Below are 20,192 nucleotides of genomic sequence, written 5' to 3' on the forward strand. Positions count from 1 at the left end.
GGCAGGCCCGTGTGGCGCTTACTTGACGTTCAGGCCCTTTTCCCGGAAGAACTTCACGGCGCCGGGGTGCAGGGGGGCGGGCAGCCCCTTGACTGCCTTGGCGTAAGTAAAGTTGCTCGCCAGGCTGGGGTGAATCGCCTTCAGCTCCGTCTCGTTGCCGAACGCGGCCTTCATCGCCTTGTAGACGGCGTCCTCGGACACACCGGTGGTCGTCACCAGGGTCGCTTGCACGGCGACGCTGGGCACGGTGGCGCCCACGCCCTTGTAGCTCCCGCCGGGGATGTTGTAGCGCACGTAGAAGGGGTACTTCTTGATCAGGCCGGAAGCCTGGTTCCCCGACACCGGGATCATCTTCACGTCCACCGTCTGGGCGATCTGCGAGATGGCGCTGGCCCCCACGCCGACCGTGTAGAACAGCGCGTCGGCGCGCTTGTCCTGCATCAGCGAGATGCCCTGGGCGGGCGAGACACGCAGCGCCTGCCCCAGGTCGTCGAAGCCCAGGCCGTAGGCCTCCAGCACCTGCCGCGCCGTCTGCTCGGTGCCCGAGCCCAGGTCGCCGATCACCACGCGCTTGCCCCTCAGGTCGGCGATGGAGTTGATCCCCGCGTCCTTGCGCGCGACCACGTGCAGCACCTCGGGGTACAGCACGGCCATCGTCCGCAGCTTGGTGTTGGCCTTGCCCTGGAAGGTCGGGAGGCCGGTGCCCTTGTAGGCGTAGTACACGATGTCGTTCTGCGCGATCGCGGCGTCGAGTTCCCCGGTGGCGAGGGCGTTGACGTTGAAGACGCTGCCCCCCGTCGAGCGGGCGTTGGCGCGGACCCCGGCTCCGGCGTCGTTGATCAGCTTCGCCATGCCCGTGGCGACCGGGAAGTACACGCCCGTGGTCGAGCCGGACCCGATGGTGAGGAAGGTCGTCCCCTGGGCGAGGGCGACGGCGGCGGTGCCGAGCAGCAAAGCGGTGGTGATTCGTTTCATGGAGGCTCCTTGCGGCGCACAGGGTCGCCGGACGAAAGGTATGCGAGGTTTGGGGAGTTTACCATAAGGCCCGTCTGGAGCCGTTTCCGCCTCCCGGGTGTGCGGGATGAACCCCGTCTTCCCTGACCGCCAGTGATACCGTCAGTCATGCGGGAGAGGCGGGCGTTCGACCTGGAGAGCTATGTGCGGCGCACGCGCACGGGGCCGTGCTTCGTCTGCGAATTTCTCCGGGGCAACCCCGACTACGCCCATCACGCCCTGTACCAGGATGACTTCGCTGCCGTTTTTCTGGCCCGCACCCCGAACAGGGAGGGCAGACAACTCGTCCAGGCGCCCGGCTACACGCTCGTCGTTCCCCGGGAGCACCGGGAACAGGTCGCGCACGACTTCACCCTCGCGGAGTACCTGCGCCTTCAGGAGGTCGTGTACCACGTCGCCGGGGCCCTGCGCCAGGAACTGCCCACCGAGCGGGTCTACGTCCTGTCGCTGGGGAGTCAGCAGGGCAACAGCCACGTCCACTGGCATGTCGTCGCCCTCCCGCCGGGCGTGCCGTACGACGAGCAGCAGTTTCACTTCCTGATGGCGGAATACGGCGTCGTCGAGTTGACCGAGGGGGAGACGGCGGATATCGCCGCGCGGCTCAGGGCCCGGCTCCAGACCGCTCTCGGGGGTGCCGGCTCCCCGGCCTGACGTTCGCCGGTCCCTTTTCGCCTTCCCGCAGCCTGTACACTCCCCCCATGACCCAGAGCAGCACGGCCCCCGTCGCCCAGAGCACCCGTGCCCAGACGGTGGACCCCATCATCGTCGCCCGGGACGTGCAGAAGCACTTCGGGAACTTCCACGCCCTGCGCGGCGTCAGCCTGACCGTCCACCCCGGACAGGTCGTCGTGATCATCGGGCCGTCGGGCAGCGGCAAGAGCACCTTCATCCGCACGATCAACGCGCTCGACCCCCACGACGGCGGCGAGATCGTGGTGGACGGCATTCCGCTCAACGGCACCCGCAACCTGGACGCGGTGCGGCGCGAGGTCGGGATGGTATTCCAGTCCTTCAACCTCTTCCCGCACCTCACCGTGCTGGAGAACATCACCCTCGCCCCCACCCGCGTCCGCAAGACGAGCAAGGCCGAGGCGGAGAGGCGGGGGCTGGAACTCCTGCGCCGCGTCGGCATCGAGGAGCAGGCGCACAAGTACCCCGCGCAGCTCTCGGGCGGCCAGCAGCAGCGCGTCGCCATCGCCCGCGCCCTGGCGATGGACCCCAAGGTGATGCTCTTCGACGAGCCCACCTCCGCCCTCGACCCCGAGATGATCAAGGAAGTGCTCGACGTGATGAAGGACCTCGCCCGGGGCGGGATGACCATGCTCGTCGTCACGCACGAGATGGGCTTCGCCCGCGAGGTCGCCGACCGCCTCCTCTTCTTCGACGCGGGCACCATCGTGGAGGACACCACGCCGGAAGCCTTTTACAACAACCCGCAGCACGAGCGGGCGAGGGCGTTCCTGAGCAAGATTCTGGGGCACTGAGGGGGAAGCGGGCAGCAAAAGCCGCGGGCCCATAGCCCGGTAAGGCTTGGTGGCTTCCTAACTCTGGGTTAGGGAGAACCGCTCTGGGAGAGAATCTTTTGCTCCTCCCCCTTGAGGGGGGAGGCTGGGTGGGGGTGAACGGCCACGCCCTCCCAGCGCCTTGGGGTTGTGATTCCCCGGGGAACGTACTGGATTGTTGCGGACATTGTGACGGCTGCCCGCTCCTACGCGTCCCGCCGCAGCCGCCCGCACTGCCACCACGCGGCGGCGAACAGGGCGATGCTGAGCCCGAAGAGCAGGCGATACCCCGCCACGTCGGCGAGGAAGCCGCCCAGGACCGGGGCGAAGAGCGCCGCGCCGACGAGCGTATTCAGCGTCCCGATGTACCGGCTGCGGGCATCCGGCGGGGCGAGGTTGAGCAGGTGGTTGGTGTGCCCCAGGTTGAAGCCCTGCGCCGCCACGCTGGAGAGGATGAAGACGAGCAGGTAAGCCGCCGCGGGCAGGTGGAGTGCTCCCACGGTGAGGGCGGCCAGGGGAGCCAACCCCGCGAAAAAGGTCGCGTAGCGGATGATGCGCCGCGAGCCCTTGCGCTCGGCCACCCGCTGCCACACGATGTTGGAGAGGGGCGCGGCCCCCGTCAGAGCCATCACGAACACGCCCAGGGTCGCTGCCGGGTAATGCAGGTCGCGCAGGGCGTACACGGCGTAGAAGGGCTCGCTCATGCTCGCGGCGGCCAGCAGCAGCCGCACGGTCAGGAAGGCGCGGAAGTGACGGTCGGCCAGCGTCGTGGGCACCGACCGCAGCTCCTCGCGGAAGTTGCCGGGGGGCAGGGGGGTGTCCGGCGGTTCCTTGACCTGCCCGAAGACGCCGTAGCCGACCGTGTAGGCGACCGTGCCCAGCAGGAAGATCAGCGCGTAATTGAGCGGAAAGTCGAGGTCGGAGGCCAGGATGGCGCGCACCCCCAGCCCCGCCCCAAAGGCGAGCAGGCCGCCGTAGAGGTTGCGGATGCCGAAAAAGCGGGCGCGGCGTCCGGGCGGCACGATCTTGCTCACGACCTCCAGGAAGGGGAGGCCCGCCACCCCCGAGGCGATGGCGTTCGTCAACATCGCCAGCACGAACAGGCTGAGGCACAGGGCCGGATGGTCCGCCAGCGTCGCCGCGACGAGGACCATCGCCAGGTAGCTCAGCATCCGCACGAGCGCCGCCGAGCGGTAGACCGGCAGCTTGTACGCCAGGGGCCGCACCCGCGCCGCCACGAGCAGTTGCGGCAGCATCCATCCGCCCCCCGCGATGGCCGGGAGCAGCCCTATCACGGCGTTCGGCGCCCCCAGCCGCGCCGCGAAGCCCGCCACGACCACCGACACGCTCAGAAAGCCGTCGCCCAGGAACACCAGCCACCCGTTGAGGATGCCGAGGCGCTCATCGCGGTTCCAGGCCGGGCGGGAGGATCGGGTCGCCGTCACCCGGGCATTATCGGCAGGGGAGACGGTGGGCGTTCAGGATGGGGGGACAGGAGGTCTAGACCCGTCCTCAAACAAAGTACAGGGAAACGTTGAAGGAAACCTTTAGCTCCTTGAGATGGGCTATTGCCATTTCAGAAAGATAGATACCTGGCGAAGGACCCTCTACGTCTAACCATAGAACGCAGCTCAGAACTCCCTCCACCTCTCTAAACTTTCGGAGTCCGTCTAGTTTCTCAGAAATACCTATCAGCTCGTCGAGAAAACCTTCTATACGTTTGTCTGTCCCCAAGTAGTCGGGGTAGATTCTGCTCAAGGTCCAAATATCCTTTGCAATCTTGTGTGACCCTGGACGGCCTTCTCGTCTCACCGCAACATCCGTCGGTGTGAGCCCGAGATGGTTCGTGACGAAATCAGGATCGAAGTCTCCCAGGAGGGTGAAGGAGAGGCGCAGCGGTTCAAGTTCACCTCAGGTCATTACGCCCCCGGCAGCCTCAGCACGCCCTCCAGCGCCGCGTAGGCGTCGGGGCGCGCGAGGAAGACGAGTTCATCCTCGGCGGTCAGGCGCAGCTCGGGGCGGGGCACCCGCACGGTGCCGTCGCGGATGACGCCCACGACCTCCACGCCGGGGGGCAGGGAGAGCACGGAGAGCCGCGCCCCCTGCCAACTGGAGGGCACGCCGCGCCGGTACAGCTCCTGCTCGGAGGTGAGGGGGGTGGGGCCACCGTCCTCTATGGGAGGAGCCGGGTCCAGCGGCGTGCCGGGCGCCCCGGTGGGCAGGCGCCGGGCCACGAAGCGCACCCCGTCGGGGAGGAGGCTGGGTCCCGTGTGAACCAGACTCGCCGCGCGGGAGCGGACCTGGGAGGGCAGGAGCCCCGACTCCCCGCTCAGCAGGTGAGCCAGCCCCGCCGTGAGGAGCGCGACGGGCAGCAGGGCGTCGCCGCCCCAGGCCACCGCGAACAGGGCCGCCGCCACCGGCACGTTGAGGGTGACGGTCAGGAAGGCGACCGCGCCGACGAGGGTGGCAATCGCCGGGTCCACCCCCAGCACCGCGCCCAGCCCCGCCCCCAGCAGGCCGCCCACACCGACCGAGGGCAGCACGCCCCCCCCGAAGGCCAGTCGTGCCCCGACGGCGAGCAGCAGCCAGCGCCAGCCCCCGGCGAGCAGCGCGTCCGGCCCCAGGAAACCCGACAGGCCCAGTTGGACCCACCCCGCCCCGTCACCCAGCACGGCCGGGGTGCCCCACAGGGCGAGCGCCGCCGTCAGCGCCCCGAACAGGGCGCCCGCCACAGGTCGCCACCGCCCGGCCGTCCAGGGCTCCGGGATCACCCGGCAGGCGAAGAGGGACACCCACCCGGCGAGCGTCACCGCCAGGGCCACCCCCAGGAGGGCCGGGAGCTGCGGCGACGCGGGCACCGGCGCAACCTCCAGGCTGAAGAGCGGCGAGAACCCGAAGGCGAGGCCGTACACCGCGTACCCGCTGACGGCGGCGAGGACGCAGGGCATCAGGACCTCGAACTCGAACTCGAAGCGGCGGTACAGCACCTCGGCGATCAGAACGGCGGCGGCGAGCGGCGCGTGCAGCACGGCCCCCAGCCCTGCCGCCGCCCCTGCCAGCGTCAGGGTGCGGGTCTCCACCGCGTCGAGCCGCGTCGCCTGGCGCAGCAGCCGGGCCCCCAGCCCGCCGAGCGCCGTGAAGGGCGCGTCCCGCCCCACGAGCAGCCCCCCGGCGTAGCCGAGCAGGGTGCCCGCCAGGGTCCGCGCCTGGACCGCGGGGCCTGGCCCCTGGCCCCTCGTGTGGTAGCCCCGCACGAGTTGGGTGAGGGGGTCCCCCGCGTCCCCCGGCACCAGCCAGGCGTAGGCGGCCCCCACCAGCGGCAGGGCGAGCAGACCCCAGGGCAGCGCGTCCCCGAAGGCCATCAGCAGCCCGCCCTCGCCCGGTGTGCCGGGGGGGGAGTACCCGATCACCCGCGAGGCGAGGTCGAGGAGCGCGTTCAGCCCCACCCGCAGCCCGGCACACACGCCGCCCACGAGCAGGCCCAGCAGCACGCTCAGCACGACCAGCCGCCCGGTCTCCAGACGGGTCAGGACGGCGCGCGGCAGCGGGGAACGCATTCGAGAGCATGGTAATGCAGGACAAGAGCGCGGGGAGGTGGAGATGAAGGACAGGCCACGGCGGGCGAACCCCGGCCGTGCGAACCGGTGGGCTGCCGCGACCCGAGGGGGCACCGGGGGCTTGACCCTGTCGTCCCCCCGCCTGTAGCCTCCCGGGCATGAGCGGGCAGACGTTCCCCCACATGCCCAGGCGTGTCGGCGCGGGCCTGCCCGTGCTCCCGCCGCCCTTCGGGGTGTGAACCGGTCTACCTTGGTGCGCGTTCCTGACGCGCTGTCCTGACGTGTTCACAACCTGGGGGAAAAGTGATGCGGGTGTCGCAGGGATTGTTCGTGACGTGGCGCGAGGCGCCGTCGGAGGCCGAGACGCGCGGAATCGCCATGCTCACGCGGGCGGGGTTTGTTCGGAAGCTGGGGAGCGGGCTGTACGCCAACCTCCCCCTGATGCAGCGGGTGCTGCACAAACTGGAGGCCGTCATCCGGCAGGAACTCGGCGGCGTGGCGCAGGAGGTCAGCTTCCCGGTCCTCCAGGCTGAAAGCCTGTGGCGCGAGTCGGGGCGCTGGGAGGCGTATACCCAGGCCGAGGGGATCATGTTCACCGTGACCGACCGCGCCGGGCGGCAACTTGCCTTGGGGCCGACGCACGAGGAGGTCGCGGTGGCGGTGGTGCGCGAGCTGGCCCGCAGCTACCGGGACCTCCCCGTGAGCGTGTACCAGATCGGGCGCAAGTTCCGCGACGAGCTGCGGCCCCGCTTCGGCCTGCTGCGCACCCGGGAGTTCACTATGAAGGACGGGTACTCCTTCCACGCCTCGCCGGACGATCTGCGGGCACACTTCGAGGCCATGAGCGGGGTGTACGCGCGCATCCTCACCCGTCTGGGCGTGCGGTGGCGCCCCGTGGAGGCTGACAGCGGGAACATCGGCGGGGCGGACAGCCGCGAGTTCATGGTGTTGACCGACGTGGGCGAGGACGAGGTGCTGTACACCGGGGACGGGCGGTACGCCGCGAACGCCGAGCGGGCCGTGTCCCGCGCCGCCGACGCGGGGCCGAGCCCCTTCCACGCCTTCGCGCGGCACCACACCCCGGGAACCCCGACGGTGGCGACCGCCTGCGCCGCCCTGGGGTGCGAGCCCGCCCACATGGTCAAGAACGTCCTGTACGACGCGGTGTTCTCGCGGGGGGAGGGAAGGCAGCTCGTCCCGGTGCTCGTCAGCGTGCGGGGGGACCACAGCGTGAATCCGGTGAAGCTCTGGAACGCGGTGCAGGCGCGGGCGGGGCAGGTGGGGAGCGGCCCGCTCCTCGCGCTGGAGGTGGCTCAGCCGGAGGTGTGGGCGGCGGGCGAACTGCCCCTGGGCTCCCTCGCGCCCGACCTTTCCGATGACGTGATCGCCCGGCGCCAAGGAATCCATCCGGCCTTCCTGTGCCTGTGCGATGAGGCGGCGACGGCATCCCGGAACTTCACGACGGGCGCGAATGAGACGGACTGGCACATGACCGGGGCGAATTGGGGCGTGCAATACCCGCTGCCCGAGGTGGTGGAGGTCCGGCAGGCCCAGGCCGGGGACGCCTCCCGGCACGATCCCGCGCAGGCGCTCCACTCCGCCCGGGGCATCGAGGTGGGGCACGTTTTCCAACTGGGGACGCGGTACGCGCGGGCGATGAATGCCGGCTTCACGGCGGCGGACGGTAGCACCCAACCCTTCCACATGGGCTGCTACGGCATCGGCGTGACCCGGCTGGCGCAGGCCGTCGCCGAGCAGCTTTCGGACGAGCGGGGGCTGGTGTGGCCCCCCGTGATCGCCCCCTACCCGGTCATCCTGACCGTGGTGGACGCTCAGGACGAGCGGCAGATGGGGGTGGCCGAAACTTTATACGCGCGACTGCGGGCGGCGGGCGTGGACGCGCTGCTGGATGACCGCCCGGAGCGCGCGGGCGTGAAGTTCGCAGATGCGGATCTGACTGGCATTCCCTACCGGGTGACGCTCGGACGGGCTCTGGAACAGGGTGAAGCGGAGGTCAGGGTGCGCCGGACGGGCGAAGTCAGACGGCTGGCCGTGGCCGAAGTCGTGCCCTATCTCCAAGGGCGGGTCACCGCTCCAGAGTTGGCTTAGAGCATTTGACGAGAGAAAAGTTGTCGGCCTGAGCGGAGCGAAGGGTCTTGTGCGAGGCAGGCGGGATGCTTCGCTCCGCTCGGCATGACAACGTTTTGTCCGCTTCTCCAGGCACGGTCGGGAACCGAGAAACACCTCTCACGCCCCCTGCCTCTCCGGGCAACCTTGCACGAATCGTGTTCGCCCTGACCCCTCCCCTTACCTCAGGCCGAACACCGCCGCGTCCTCCCCGGGCAGGCTGAGGTGCAGCCAGCCGCCGCTCACGCTCATCTTCGCGTCCTGACCGGCGAAGAGGCTGCGGGTGAGGCCCTGCCCGTCCGGGCCCAGCCCCAGGGTGCTGAGGCGGATGCTGTACGTCTTGCGGTTCTTGCCGTAGTGCCAGGCGACCAGGACACGTTCATTCCCGGCCTGCCGGGTCAGGAGCAGCAGGTCGTCCTGCAGGCTGGCGGGCACGGGCAGCAGCTTCTGATCGCCCACGCTCAGCGCCTGGCTCGCCTTGCGGACCGCGATGGCGTCCCGGGCCGTCTCGAACACCTGGCGCTCGGCGGGCGTCCACTCGTTCTCGAAGCGCATGTCGCGGCGGTTGTCGGGGTCGGCGCCACCGCGCATGGCGATCTCGGTCCCCTGCCAGATCACCGGGACGCCCTTGAGGGTCATCAGGGCCCGCAGGCCGTAGCGGGTGCGGGCCTGCCCCACGTCCTCGAACAGCGAGCCCTGGGCAAAGCGCGGCACGTCGTGGTTGTCGAGGAACAGCGCGACCTCGCCGGGCCGGGGCAGTTCGCCCTGCCGGGAGAGCACGTTTGCCACGTTGGTGAGGCTGCTGCCCCCCATCACGCTCAGGCGCATCGCCGTCTGGAGGCTGAAGAGAAACAGGCTGTCGAAGCCCGCCCGCTGCCACTCGGCGACCGTGCCGGTGTCGGCGTCGAACCACTCGCCCAGCGTCCAAGTTCCGGCGGCGCGGTCCTTGGCGAGCAGGTCGCGCAGGAAGGGCCGCTCGACATGCTTGATCGCGTCGTAGCGCAGGGCGTCCACCCCCTGCCCGCGCCAGAAGTCGTCGTTGCCCAGCAGGAGCGAGCGCACCTCGGGGTTGGACTGCTTGAGGTCCGGCAGGCCCGCCAGCGGGCAGTCCACGTCCTTGTTCGTCGTCGCGTCACATTCCTTCTGCCCGTTGAACCACGTCGGATGCTCCTTCACCGCCGCCGCCTCGTACCCGAAGTGGTTGATGACCTGATCGAGCACGACCCGCATCCCGGCCCCATGCGCCGACTTCACGAAGGCCCCGAAGTCGGCCAGCGTCCCGAAGTGCGGGTCCACGTCGCGGAAGTCGGCGGGCCAGTAGCCGTGATAGGCGGCGGTGTCGAAGGAGTTCGCGGCCTGCTGCCGGTAGACCGGCGTGAGCCACACTGCCGTCGCGCCGAGGTTCTGGATATACGGAAGTTTGGAGGTCAGGCCCGGCAGGTCGCCGCCGTGCCACGCGCGCAGGTTGGCGCGGTCCACCCCCACGTTGTTCGCCGTGTTCCCGTCGAAAAACCGGTCGGGCATGACCTGATAGATGACCTGCCCCTCCCAGGTGGGCCCAGCGGCAGGGGTCGGCGTGGAGGCTTGCGCGCCCGCCGCGGAGGCGAGCAGCGCACCCAGCAGGGCGAGGCGGCACATGGGGAACATGGTAGGGGAAAGGGAAGCTTGGCGGCTCGGGCGGGGGCTCAGCGCGGCGGCCCGGAGCTGGCATCATCACCCGCCTGCCCTGGTGGCCGCACCGCCTCCAGATAGGCGTCCAGGGCCTCGAGATTGCGCCTCAGGCAGGAGATGCGCGCGGCGACGCGGTCCCGTTCCAGCTCCAGCCGGGCCAGCATCTCCGGCTGGACCTCCTTGAGATGGATCGCCTGCGGGGTGTCGAGGCCGGGCAGCACCTCCTTGATGAGGCTGATGGGCAGCCCAGCGCCGAGCAGGCCGCGAAGCTGGAGGACATGCGCCACCACCGACTCGGGATAGTCCCGGTAGCCGTTCGCGCTCCGGCCCGCCGCGAGTACTCCCTGTTCCTCGTAGTACCGCAACAGGCGGGGGGAGACGTTCGCTCGCCGGGCCAATTCGCCAATCCGCATGGGGCCTCCTCCGGGTCTTGACCCTCACATCAGTGTGAAGGTTTCAGGATGGGGAATGCCAACCGTTCCGCCCGGAAGAACGCCGCCCCAGCCCGACCCCACCCCGGGTCCAGAAGGGCGAACCGCCACACCGAGCCCGAGGGGGACGGAAAGGAGTTTTCTCCTCCTCGTCGCCGTCCTCGCCGGGAGTCTCCTGCCCACCCAGTTCGCCACAAATGGAGCCCTGGCCGCGGCATTGGGGTCGGTGACGCTCACGGGCGCGACCTCTTACCTGGTGGGCAGCGTCCTCCTGCTCGGTCTGCTCGCAGTGTGGCGCTGGCGGCCCACCTGGGAAGCCGCGCGGCGGGCACCCGCCTGGAGCTGGCTGGGCGGGGTGGTGGGCAGCGCCTATGTGGTGGGCAGCGTCATCCTGACCCGCGAACTCGGGGCGGCCCTCGCCACCACGCTGGTGATCGCCTCGCAGATCATCACGGCGATCCTGCTCGACCACTTCGGGGTCCTCGGGTTGCCCCGGCGGCGCCTCAACCGGGCGCGGCTGCTCGCCACCGCGCTGGCCCTGGCCGCCCTCGCCCTGCGGCTGTGGGGATTGAGGTGACCCTCCTCACGCTTCTGGGAACGGTCGGCGCGGGCCTGGGTCTCGCCGCCGGGCTCGCCTTCAACCTCCGGCTGGCCGCCGCGCTCGGCCAGCCGCTGGCGGCTACACTGGTCAACTTCGTCGTCGGGGCCGCGCTCCTCCTGACCCTGTGGGGCGCCGGAGTGGACCGCGCCGTTCCCGCCAGCTTGCCGCCGCTCTGGATGCTCCTGGGTGGCGTATTCGGGGCGAGTTACGTCGCGCTCAGCCTGACGGTGGCCGCGCGGCTGGGGGCCGGGGTGAGCACGGTCGCCGTAACCCTCGGGCAGGTGCTCGGGGCCCTCGTCGTCACCGGGCTCGGCTGGCTGGGGCAGGCGCGACAGCCGGTGACTCTGCCCGCTGTCCTCAGCGCCCTGTGCCTGCTCGGCGCGGTCGTCGTCCTGGCCCGCGACCGGGAGCAGGCGAGGCCGCCCGAGGGGTAAGCCCTCACCCCGTGTTGCGCACCCCCGCCGCGATCCCCTGAATGCTCAGCAGCAGGGGCCGCTCGTACTCGTCCAGGCCGCCCTCCTGGCTCCGGGCCCGGCACAGCATCTCCACCTGAATGCGGTGGATGGGGTCAATGTACGGGTTGCGCAGTTTGATGCTCTCGCGCAGCCTCGGCTCGTTCGTCAGCAGTTCGCCGCCGACGATCTCCTGCACGAGGCGCACGGTCTCGTCGTAGGAGGCGCGCAACTGTTCGGCCAGCCGGTGTTCCCCCGAGAGGCGCAGGTACTCGGCAAAGATCAGGAAGTCGCTCTTGGCGAGGCTCATCTGCGCGTTGTCCAGAACCGTGCGGAAAAAGGGCCACTCGGCGTACATGGTGCGGGCAAGGTCCGGGCCGATCTCGCGCAGCCCCTCGCACAGACCGTACCAGCCGGGGAGGTTGGCGCGGTTCTGTGTCCAGCTCATCACCCAGGGGATCGCGCGCAGGTTGGTCAGCGTCGGGGCGCCCGGGCGGCGAACGGGCCGCGAGGCGATGTTCAGCCGGGCGATCTCGTGGATGGGGGTGACCGCCTCGAAGAAGGGGAGGAAGTCGGGGTCGTCCACCAGGGCGCGGTAAGCCTGGGCACTCGCGCGGGCGGCGCGGCTCATCGCCTCCGTCCACTCCTCGGGCGGGCTTTGCGCGGGCCGGGCGGCGGCGAGGATCATGCCGTACAGCGCCTGCTCCAGGTTGCGCCGGGCGAGGACCGGGTGGCTGTACTTGTCCGCCAGCGCCTCCCCCTGCTCGGTGATGCGGATGCCCGCGTCGATGGTCCCGGCGGGCTGCCCCAGAATGGCCCGCGAGGCCGGACCGCCCCCCCGCCCGATGGACGTGCCCCGTCCGTGGAAGAAGCGCCACGGCACCCCCGCCCGGCGGCACACGTCGCTGATCCGGCGCTGCGCCTCGTGCAGGGCCCAGTTCGCCGCCAGAAAGCCCGTGTCCTTGTTGGAGTCGGAGTAGCCCAGCATGATCTCCTGCACGTCCCCGACCAGCACGGCGCGGTACTCGGGCACGCTGAGGAGTTCCCACACGACCTGCGGCGCCCGCTGAAGGTCGTCCAGCGTCTCGAAGAGCGGCACGGGGAGCACCCGGAAGCCCACCTCTCGCGCCAGTAGCAGCGGCTCCAGCACGTCGGACACGCTCTCGCTCATGGAGATGATGTAGCGGCCAAAGGCGCGCGGGCCGCTCAGCCGGGTGGCCGCCTGCACCTCGCGGATGGGGCCGATGGCCGCCTCCAGCTCGGGCGGCAGCGCCTCCCCGGCGGGCCACAGCGGGCGGCGCGAGCGCAGTTCCCGGGTCAGGACCTCCTGCTTGGCGTGCTCGGGGAGGGCGAGGTAGTCCGGCTCCACTCCCGCCTCCGCGAGCAGCCGCGCGACCGCCGCCCCCGTCTGCCCGGAATGCTCGCGGACATCCAGGCTGACGAGGTGAATCCCGAACACCCGCGCGACCGTCAGCAGCGGCGTGAGCAGGAGGTCGGCGGTGCGGTGCTGCCCATTCGCGTGCAGCCGCTCCCGCAGCGCCTCCAGCCGGGGCAGGAGGTCCACCGGCTGGCCGCCCTGCACCGCGTCGTAAAGGGCCTGCAACTCCGCCCGGTACGCCTCCCCGCCCTCCAGGTCCTCCTGGCTGAGGTCGGCGTAGGCCTGCCGGATCGTCCCCAGCAGCAACTCCCGCGCCCGCTCGCGGTGCAGGCTCAACGTCTCGCGGGTCGCCTCCGGGGTCACGAAGGGGTTGCCATCGCGGTCTCCACCCATCCATGAGGAGAAGGAGAGGGGGAGCCGCGCGTCCGTCTCCCGCCCGTACACGTTCCGAAAGGCCCGCGCGAGGTCCCGTTGCAAGACCGGCAGCGCCTGCGCGATGGAGGAGATGTAGTTCAGCCCGCCCTTGACCTCGTCCAGAACGGTGGGTTTTAACCGGCGTAGCTCCGGCGTGCGCCACAGCGCCTCGACATGGGCGGCGACCCGCTCCTGCCCCTCGCCCTCCAGATTGGGGATGTCCCGCGCGATTTCCACGAGGTGGCTGCGCACCGTGCGGCGGCGCATCTCGGTGGGGTGGGCGGTGAAGGTGAGGCCCAGGTCCAGCCGCGACAGCAGGGCCTCGGCCTCCTCCGCGCTCACGCCCTGGGCCTTCAACTCCACGAGCGCCTGCTCCAGGCTCTGGGGCCGCACGCCCTGCGTTCCCGACAGCACCCGCACCCGCTCGTACTCCTCGGCGAGGTTCACAAGCTGGAAGTACCAGGTGAACGCCCGCGCCAGGTTCCCGGCGTCGTGGGCGGAAAGCCCGCTCAGCAGCCCCCGCAACTCGGCGTCGTCGCCCCCCGCGCGCACCTCGCGCACCAGGGCCCGCGTCCGCTCGACGAGGTCGAAGAAGTCCTCGCCCTCCTGTTCCCTCAGCACCTGTCCCAGCGTGCGGCCCAGCACGTTCACGTCCGCCTTCAGGCCCATGCGTCAGCCCTCCTCGGCGTAACGGTAACGCTCGGCGGCCAGGGCCTTCCCCCCCTCCATCTGGACAATCACCCCGTTCAGCTCCGCCGGACCCCCCGCCACCCCGAAGCGGTGCGGGCGCTCGGTCAGGAACTTCTGGATGGGGCCCTCCGGGTCCGCCCCGATGATGCTGTTCGACGGCCCCGTGAACCCCACATCGGTCTGAAAGGCCGTGCCGCCCGGCAGAATCCGCGTGTCCGCCGTCACCACGTGCGTGTGCGTCCCGATCACGGCGGCCACTCGCCCGTCCAGGTGCCACGCCAGCGCCGCCTTCTCGCTCGTTGCCTCGGCGTGCATGTCCACGAACACGTTCCCGAGCCCCTCCCGCTCCAGCAGCTCGTCCACCGCCCGGAAGGGGTTGGCGACCGCCTCCATAAAGACCCGGCCGAGCACGTTCACGACCGTCAGCCGCTCCTGGGTGCCGTCCGCCCCCCGCACCTGAAACGTCCGCCAGCCCACGCCGGGCGTGCCGGGGTCGGCATAGTTGAGCGGACGCACGATGGGGTAGCGCTCCTCGTCGAGCATTAAGGAAAAGACATCCTTGTGGTGCCAGGCATGGTTGCCCAGCGTGATACAGTCCCCTCCGGCTTTCAGGATCGCGTCGGCGGCCTCGCGGTGCAGCCCAAAGCCCCCGGCGGCGTTCTCGCCGTTCACGATCACGAAGTCGAACTGGGAGCGGATGGTCGGCAGATGCGTCGCCAGCACCCGGCGGCCCGGTTGCCCATACACGTCCCCCACGAACAGCACTCGAAGCATGCCCCACCCTAGCGTGACCCACCCGGCGGGGGGGAGCCTGTGAGGATTTCTCCTCACATCCTTATCACACGGCTGAGCTTAGTCTGTGCGGGTATGTGGCCCGGACCCTGCCAACGCGCGCGCGTGACCCCCCGGGGGCAGCGGAGGGCGCGTGTTTGAGGATCTGGACTTCTTCGATTACCCCCTCACCCCGGCCCCGGGCCGTCCCGCTCCCCGTCCCGCCGTGCCCCAGGGTGAGCGGCCCGGGCTGGCCCAAATGCTGCTGGAGGCGCAGCCCGCGGCCCTGTTCCTGCTGGACGGGGCCGGGCTGATTCTGGAGGTGGGCGGGGCCTGGGAGGCCGTGACCGGCATTCCCCCCGCCGAGGCGAGTGGGCAACCCCTGCAACGCTGGCTGCGCTACGACCGCGCCCGGCATCCCGGGGTGCTGCGCGGCGCGGGGGGCGTGCTGGAGGAGGTCACCCTGACCGCCCGCCAGGGCAGCCAGGTGGCCCGCGTTACCTGGGCCAGCCGGGGCGGGTACGTCGCCGGGTCGCTGGAGCCGCTCGCGCCCGCCGCGCAGCACGCCTTTCGCACCGCCGAGCGCCTCCAGGACGCGGAGCGCGCCCTGGACGAGGTCGTGCGGCTGCTGGGCGTCAGCCAGGACGCCTGGCAGGCCGACCACGTGCGCCGCATCGTGGATCTCGCCGAGCGCCTGGCCGTCGCCGCCGGGCTGAGCCCCGCCGAGGTCCGTGCCGTGCGCTGGGGGGCGGCGCTGCACGACGTGGGCAAGGCCCGGGTGCCGCAGGCGATCCTGCAAAAGCCCGGCCCGCTCGATCCCCTGGAGCACGCGGTCATCCGCCAGCACCCCGCCTGGGGCGTGCAGCTTCTGGCGGACCTGCTGTTCCTGCCGCTCCAGACGCTTGACGCCGTGCGCCACCACCACGAGCGCTGGGACGGCCGGGGCTACCCCATCGGCCTGAGCGGCCACCATATCCCGCTGAGCGCCCGCATCGTCAGCATCGCGGACGTGTTCGACGCCCTGCTCAGCACCCGGCCCTACAAGCGTGCCTGGAGCTATCAGGAGGCCGTCGAGCACCTCATCACCGAGGCGGGCCGCCAGTTCGACCCGCACCTCACCCGCATCTTCGTGTGCCGGGTGCTGGGCTTTACCCACCTGGAGGACCGCTTCGGCTGTGGGGACGCCCGCCCAGAAGAGTCAGAAGAGTAGGGCGGCAGGGGGCCGCTCGCCTCACTTCAGGTAGGGCGTGAAGCGGGCGAGGTTGGCCGTGTCGGGCTTGGCGGCGCGCAGCAGCCGGTTGCCGCCGAAGGTCAGCAGCAGGTGGTCGCTCGCGGCCCCCTGCGCCTGACCCAGCCGGTAGGGGCCGGAGACCAGGGCCTGCGCGGTGCGGAGGTCGAAGGCCAGGGCGGTTGCGCTGAGGGCGGGCGTCTGCGCCTTCACGCCGCCCAGGGCGCTCACGAACCCCGTCTTCAGGTGAATGACCATCTGATTTGCCGTGAGGTTGTTCAGCCGCGCGTCCCCGTAGGTCACCCCGCCCGACGCGGTGACGGTGCCGCGCCCCAGGTCGTAGGTGACGTTCGGGGCGCGCAGGGTGCCGCCCTGCCGGGTGGTGAGGGTCGCGTCCCGGGCGATCAGGCGGGCGCCGGGCTCCAGGTGCAGCCGGGCCGCCGTCAGCCGCAGCCCGGTGCGGGCGTCGGTCGCGGTGCCGCCCTGGGGGAGGTCGGTCGCGCCCGTCTCCAGGTTCAGGTTCTGGGGACCCCGGGGCGTGACGTTCAGCCCGCCGAAGTTGACGGCGCTCCCCGCCCCCAGGAAGAGCGAGGCCAGCAGCGGAAGGAGCAGGCGGTTCATGCCCCCCACCCTAACGCGGCCCCCCTGAGCGGCATGAGCGGGGGCGTCAGGTGCGCTTCAGGTGGGGCGGGCCTCCCCGGCTCATCTTCTGTCATGTCCCCGCGAGGCGGCGGGCGCTACACTTCTTCCCGGTGAAGCGTCTCCTTCTCCTCCTCCCCCTCGTGGCGGCCACCGCCCTCGCCGCGCCCCGCGTGGGCACCCACGACGGCTACACGCGGGTGGTGTTCGACCTGCCGCGCACCACCTCTGCCAGCACCAGGGTGAGCGGCCAGAGCGTGACCATCCGGCTCGGGGTCAGCCTGCCCGCCGCGCAGGGGAAGCTGAGCGCCCCCGGCCTGACGGCCTACACGGTCAAGGGCAGCACCGTGACCGTCACGCTGGCGAAGGACCACGGGAGCGCCAAGGTCAGTGTGCTGCCCCCCAGGGACGGCCAGGGCGCCCGGCTGGTGATCGACGTGCCGACGAGTGTGGCGGCCGCAAAGGTGCCGTCCACGCCCGTCCGCACGGCACCCGCCGCCGTGACCCGTCCCACCGGCACCCGGGCGCCCACCCGTCCCCGCGTGGTCCTCGATCCGGGGCACGGCGGCGTCGACCCGGGCATGCGGAGCCCCTGGGTGCAGGAACACGAGGTTACGCTCGCCGTGGCCCTGCGCGTCCGTGACGAGCTGCGGAAGCACGGGGTGGACGTGGTGATGACCCGTGACAAGAACGCCGACCTGAGCGCGGACAAGGCCACGGACCTCGACATGCGTTCCAGGCTGGCAACGACGGGCAAAACGAGCGCCTTTGTCAGCATTCATGTCAACGCCTCCACCAACCCCGCCGGGCAGGGCATCGAGACGTATTACTTCGGGCAACCGCTCGACGCCAGCCGCAGCCGCGCCATCACGGAAAACGGTGGTGGGAGCGTCGGTGCCGAGCTGACACGCCGGGCCGCGAACAGCGCCCAAAACTTGCTCGGCGATCTGCTCGCCCAGGCCAAGCTCGCCTTCTCGCGCCAGCTCGCCCAGAAGGTCCAGTCGCACCTGATCTCCGCGACGGGCGCCGTGAACCGGGGCGTGCAGACCGACGCTTTTTACGTCATCCGCAACCCCACCACGCCCGCCATCCTGATCGAGATCGGCTTCGGCTCCAGCCCGATCGAGGGTCCCCGCCTCGCCCAGCCCGCCTACCGAGACCGGGTGGCGACGGCGATTGCGCGGGCGATTCTGGATTTTTTGAACATGAAGTAGGAGCCGCGCGGGACTTGTCACCGCGCGGCTCCTTTCAGTGGCTCATGTCTGGTCACCCGCTGCAGCCACCCGGGCGACCGAAGGGCCAGGCCCTCGGGGTGACAGGACCAACGTTGTGGCCCCGGTTTGGGCTCCTACCGCCGCCCCTTCACCAGCCAGGCATGCTCGCTCACCCCTGACCGCTGGTTGACGGCGCGGGCCATCACGAACAGCAGGTCCGAGGTGCGGTTGAGGTACACGAGGACGGCCGGGTTGATCTCCTCGACCTCCGCGAGCCGGATGACCTCGCGTTCAGCGCGGCGGGCAATCGTGCGGGCGATGTGCAGGGCGGCGGCGGTCAGGGTGCCACCCGGGTGGACGAAGCCCCTGAAGACGGGCGCGACCTCCTGGTAGCGGTCGATCATCGCCTCCATGTGGGCCACGTCCTGGTCGTCCAGACGGCTGATCTTGCTCGCCGAGACGCTGCCCTGGCGGGTGGCGAGGTCGGCCCCCACGTCGAAGAGGGCGTTCTGGAGGTATTCGAGGTCGGCCTCCAACTCCTCGTCCGGCGGCCCGCCCGCCGCGTTGTGTGCCCGGGCCAGCCCCACCGCGCTGTTGAGTTCGTCCACCGTGCCGTACGCCTCGACCCGCACGTGCGTCTTGCTGACCCGCTCGGGGCCGTACAGTCCGGTGGAGCCGTCGTCGCCGGTCTTCGTATAGAGCTTCATGGGGACAGGGTAGTGGGTTGCGGGCTGGAGGGTGCAAGGGGACTTCCCACAACCCACGACCTTCTTACGCCAGGCGGCCCGTCCGCTCGGTCACTTCCCGCAGCCTCGCGGCGAGGTCGGGGCGCAACTCGCCTTCGCGGTAGCGCCAGGTCCAGTTCTGGGGGCCGGTCGTGCCGGGGAGGTTCATGCGGAACTCGCTGCCCAGGTTCAGCACGTCCTGAAGGGGCACGATGGCGAGGTCGGCGCGGCTCCCGAAGGCCAGCTCGATAAGCTGCCAGGCAAACGTCTCCTCCGTGGGGTTGTTGTGCGTGTACGTGCGGAAGTTGTGCCGCTCGGATTCGTCGGCGTTGCGCCACCAGCCGCGCGAGGTGTCGTTGTCGTGGGTGCCGGTATACACGACCTGATTGACCCGCAGGTTGTGCGGCAGGAAGGCGTTCACGCTGAAGTCGCCCCCGCCGAACGCGAATTGCAGCACGGCCATACCCGGCAACTCGAAGTCGTCGCGCAGCTTCTCCACGTCGGGGGTGATGACGCCCAGGTCCTCCGCGATGATGGGAATGCTGCCCAGCGCGTTCTGCACCGCCTCCAGCATCTCGTGGCCGAGGGCAGGAACCCACTGCCCGTGAATCGCGGTCTCGGCGGGGAAGGGAATCTCCCAGTAGCCCGCCAACCCCCGGAAGTGGTCGATACGGATGAGGTCGTACAGGTGCAGGCTGCCCCGGAAACGCTCGATCCACCATTTAAAGCCGTCCGCCTTCATCACGTCCCAGCGGTACAGCGGGTTGCCCCAGAGCTGCCCCGTCTCGCTGAAGTAGTCCGGCGGCACACCCGCCACGACGGTGGGCTGCCCCTGGTCGTCGAAGTAGAACTGCCCCCGGTTCGCCCAGGCGTCGCTGGAATCCATCGCCACGAAGATCGGGATGTCGCCGATGACCTGCACGCCCCGCTCGCGGGCGTACCCGCGCAGGGCCGTCCACTGCCGGAAGAACAGGAACTGGATGAACTTCACCCGCTCGATGTCGGAGGCGAGCCTCCCCCGCGCCGCCGCCAGCGCCCCCAGCTCGCGGTCCCGCAGCCCCGGCTCCCAGGCATTCCAGGGCAGGCCCCCCTGCTCGTCCTTGAGGGCGGCGAAGAGCGAGTAGTCGTCCAGCCAGGACGCCTCCTCGGTCTTGAAGGCCTCGAAGTCGGTTCTCAGATGTTCAGCGCTGCCGCTCAGGAAGTGCGCGTAGGCCCGCCTGAGCATCCCGCTCCGCCACACGTACTGGAGGCCGAAGTCCACACGGTCGGCATTAAATGTCGGCAGGTCCGCGAAATCCCCTTCCCCCAGCAGCCCCTCCTCCCGCAGCGTGGCGAGGTCGATCAGGTAGGGGTTCCCGGCAAAGGCGCTGAAGGCCTGGTAGGGGCTGTCCCCGTACCCGGTGGGGCCGAGCGGCATCACCTGCCAGTACGTCTGCCCGGCCTGCGACAGCCAGTCCACGAAATGCCGCGCGTGTGCCCCGAGTTCCCCGATGCCGTAAGGACCGGGAAGGCTGGTGGGATGCAGCAGCACGCCGCTGGAACGCTTGATGGTCATGAGGGAGTCCTCCGGTGGGTGGAATAGGGCTTGGAAGTGATTCCAGAAGGCGCACGCATTGTACCCATTCGGGCTGTGTGCAGGTCGGCGGGAAGGGGTGGGCGGCAGAGCGACAGGGCAGCCTCATTCAAGACCCCTCACCCAACCCTCTCCCCACGGGAGAGGGCTTTTTTCCCCCTCTACCAAGGGGAGAGGGGCCTTGCGAAGCAAGGGGGTGAGGGGT

The 20,192-nt window shown here is 70.3% G+C and carries 18 protein-coding genes; 7 read left to right on the forward strand and 11 right to left on the reverse strand.

What is annotated here, in order from left to right:
• Positions 1–18: 18 nt before the first annotated feature.
• Positions 19–975, reverse strand: coding sequence for a TAXI family TRAP transporter solute-binding subunit (locus DAERI_RS02495; protein ID WP_103127870.1), 957 nt, complete (start codon positions 973–975; stop codon positions 19–21).
• 147 nt (positions 976–1,122) lie between these two features.
• On the opposite strand from DAERI_RS02495, the gene DAERI_RS02500 reads away from it, so the two are divergent.
• Both DAERI_RS02500 and DAERI_RS02505 read left to right on the forward strand, forming a co-directional pair.
• On the forward strand, positions 1,123–1,665 hold the full coding sequence (locus tag DAERI_RS02500) for an HIT family protein (RefSeq protein ID WP_103127871.1): 543 nt from the start codon (positions 1,123–1,125) through the stop codon (positions 1,663–1,665).
• Positions 1,666–1,712: 47 nt separating this feature from the next.
• Positions 1,713–2,498, forward strand: coding sequence for an amino acid ABC transporter ATP-binding protein (locus tag DAERI_RS02505; RefSeq protein WP_103127872.1), 786 nt, complete (start codon positions 1,713–1,715; stop codon positions 2,496–2,498).
• A 224-nt stretch (positions 2,499–2,722) separates the two neighbouring features.
• On the opposite strand, the gene DAERI_RS02510 is transcribed toward DAERI_RS02505, so the two are convergent.
• The 3 genes from DAERI_RS02510 to DAERI_RS02520 all read right to left on the reverse strand — a co-directional run bounded on the left by DAERI_RS02510 (position 2,723) and on the right by DAERI_RS02520 (position 6,073).
• Positions 2,723–3,961, reverse strand: coding sequence for an MFS transporter (locus DAERI_RS02510; protein ID WP_103127873.1), 1,239 nt, complete (start codon positions 3,959–3,961; stop codon positions 2,723–2,725).
• 67 nt (positions 3,962–4,028) lie between these two features.
• The gene (locus DAERI_RS02515) at positions 4,029–4,412 is read right to left on the reverse strand and encodes a DUF4279 domain-containing protein (protein ID WP_103127874.1); all 384 of its coding nucleotides are present in this window, start codon (positions 4,410–4,412) and stop codon (positions 4,029–4,031) included.
• A 23-nt stretch (positions 4,413–4,435) separates the two neighbouring features.
• Positions 4,436–6,073, reverse strand: coding sequence for a chloride channel protein (locus DAERI_RS02520; RefSeq protein WP_103127875.1), 1,638 nt, complete (start codon positions 6,071–6,073; stop codon positions 4,436–4,438).
• Positions 6,074–6,379: 306 nt separating this feature from the next.
• Between DAERI_RS02520 and DAERI_RS02525 the strand changes: the two genes are divergently transcribed.
• Positions 6,380–8,182 carry a proline--tRNA ligase gene (locus DAERI_RS02525; protein WP_103127876.1) on the forward strand — a complete coding sequence of 601 codons (1,803 nt, stop codon included), beginning with the start codon at positions 6,380–6,382 and terminating at the stop codon, positions 8,180–8,182.
• A 198-nt stretch (positions 8,183–8,380) separates the two neighbouring features.
• Here the strand turns inward: DAERI_RS02525 and DAERI_RS02530 are convergent, their stop codons facing one another.
• Positions 8,381–9,838, reverse strand: a complete 1,458-nt coding sequence (locus DAERI_RS02530) for an alpha-amylase family glycosyl hydrolase (protein WP_103127979.1) — start codon at positions 9,836–9,838, stop codon at positions 8,381–8,383.
• A 47-nt stretch (positions 9,839–9,885) separates the two neighbouring features.
• Complete coding sequence (locus tag DAERI_RS02535) at positions 9,886–10,284, reverse strand: MerR family transcriptional regulator (protein WP_103127877.1); 399 nt, start codon at positions 10,282–10,284, stop codon at positions 9,886–9,888.
• Between the two features lie 55 nt (positions 10,285–10,339).
• Between DAERI_RS02535 and DAERI_RS02540 the strand changes: the two genes are divergently transcribed.
• Complete coding sequence (locus tag DAERI_RS02540; RefSeq protein WP_103127878.1) at positions 10,340–10,879, forward strand: DMT family transporter; 540 nt, start codon at positions 10,340–10,342, stop codon at positions 10,877–10,879.
• Complete coding sequence (locus tag DAERI_RS02545) at positions 10,876–11,337, forward strand: DMT family transporter (RefSeq protein ID WP_235610194.1); 462 nt, start codon at positions 10,876–10,878, stop codon at positions 11,335–11,337. Before DAERI_RS02540 ends, DAERI_RS02545 begins: the two co-directional genes overlap by 4 nt.
• A 4-nt stretch (positions 11,338–11,341) precedes the next feature.
• Here DAERI_RS02545 and DAERI_RS02550 read toward each other — a convergent pair whose 3' ends face one another.
• Together DAERI_RS02550 and DAERI_RS02555 are read right to left on the reverse strand one after the other, a co-directional pair.
• Complete coding sequence (locus tag DAERI_RS02550; protein WP_103127880.1) at positions 11,342–13,816, reverse strand: phosphoenolpyruvate carboxylase; 2,475 nt, start codon at positions 13,814–13,816, stop codon at positions 11,342–11,344.
• Between the two features lie 3 nt (positions 13,817–13,819).
• Positions 13,820–14,611: a TIGR00282 family metallophosphoesterase gene (locus tag DAERI_RS02555; RefSeq protein ID WP_103127881.1), complete on the reverse strand. Its 792-nt coding sequence runs from the start codon at positions 14,609–14,611 to the stop codon at positions 13,820–13,822.
• A 151-nt stretch (positions 14,612–14,762) separates the two neighbouring features.
• Between DAERI_RS02555 and DAERI_RS02560 the strand changes: the two genes are divergently transcribed.
• Positions 14,763–15,818, forward strand: coding sequence for an HD domain-containing phosphohydrolase (locus tag DAERI_RS02560; RefSeq protein ID WP_103127882.1), 1,056 nt, complete (start codon positions 14,763–14,765; stop codon positions 15,816–15,818).
• 21 nt (positions 15,819–15,839) lie between these two features.
• Here the strand turns inward: DAERI_RS02560 and DAERI_RS02565 are convergent, their stop codons facing one another.
• Positions 15,840–16,457 carry a hypothetical protein gene (locus DAERI_RS02565; RefSeq protein ID WP_103127883.1) on the reverse strand — a complete coding sequence of 206 codons (618 nt, stop codon included), beginning with the start codon at positions 16,455–16,457 and terminating at the stop codon, positions 15,840–15,842.
• 131 nt (positions 16,458–16,588) lie between these two features.
• Here DAERI_RS02565 and DAERI_RS02570 point away from each other — a divergent pair, with 131 nt between their 5' ends.
• The gene (locus DAERI_RS02570; protein WP_201262701.1) at positions 16,589–17,689 is read left to right on the forward strand and encodes an N-acetylmuramoyl-L-alanine amidase family protein; all 1,101 of its coding nucleotides are present in this window, start codon (positions 16,589–16,591) and stop codon (positions 17,687–17,689) included.
• A 134-nt stretch (positions 17,690–17,823) separates the two neighbouring features.
• Here DAERI_RS02570 and DAERI_RS02575 read toward each other — a convergent pair whose 3' ends face one another.
• Complete coding sequence (locus DAERI_RS02575; RefSeq protein ID WP_103127885.1) at positions 17,824–18,396, reverse strand: cob(I)yrinic acid a,c-diamide adenosyltransferase; 573 nt, start codon at positions 18,394–18,396, stop codon at positions 17,824–17,826.
• Between the two features lie 64 nt (positions 18,397–18,460).
• Positions 18,461–19,969 (reverse strand): 4-alpha-glucanotransferase, encoded by a 1,509-nt coding sequence (malQ, locus tag DAERI_RS02580; protein ID WP_103127886.1) that lies wholly within the window; start codon positions 19,967–19,969, stop codon positions 18,461–18,463.
• Positions 19,970–20,192 lie beyond the last annotated feature (223 nt).

The sequence above is a fragment of the Deinococcus aerius genome (genome assembly GCF_002897375.1).
Lineage (GTDB): Bacteria > Deinococcota > Deinococci > Deinococcales > Deinococcaceae > Deinococcus > Deinococcus aerius.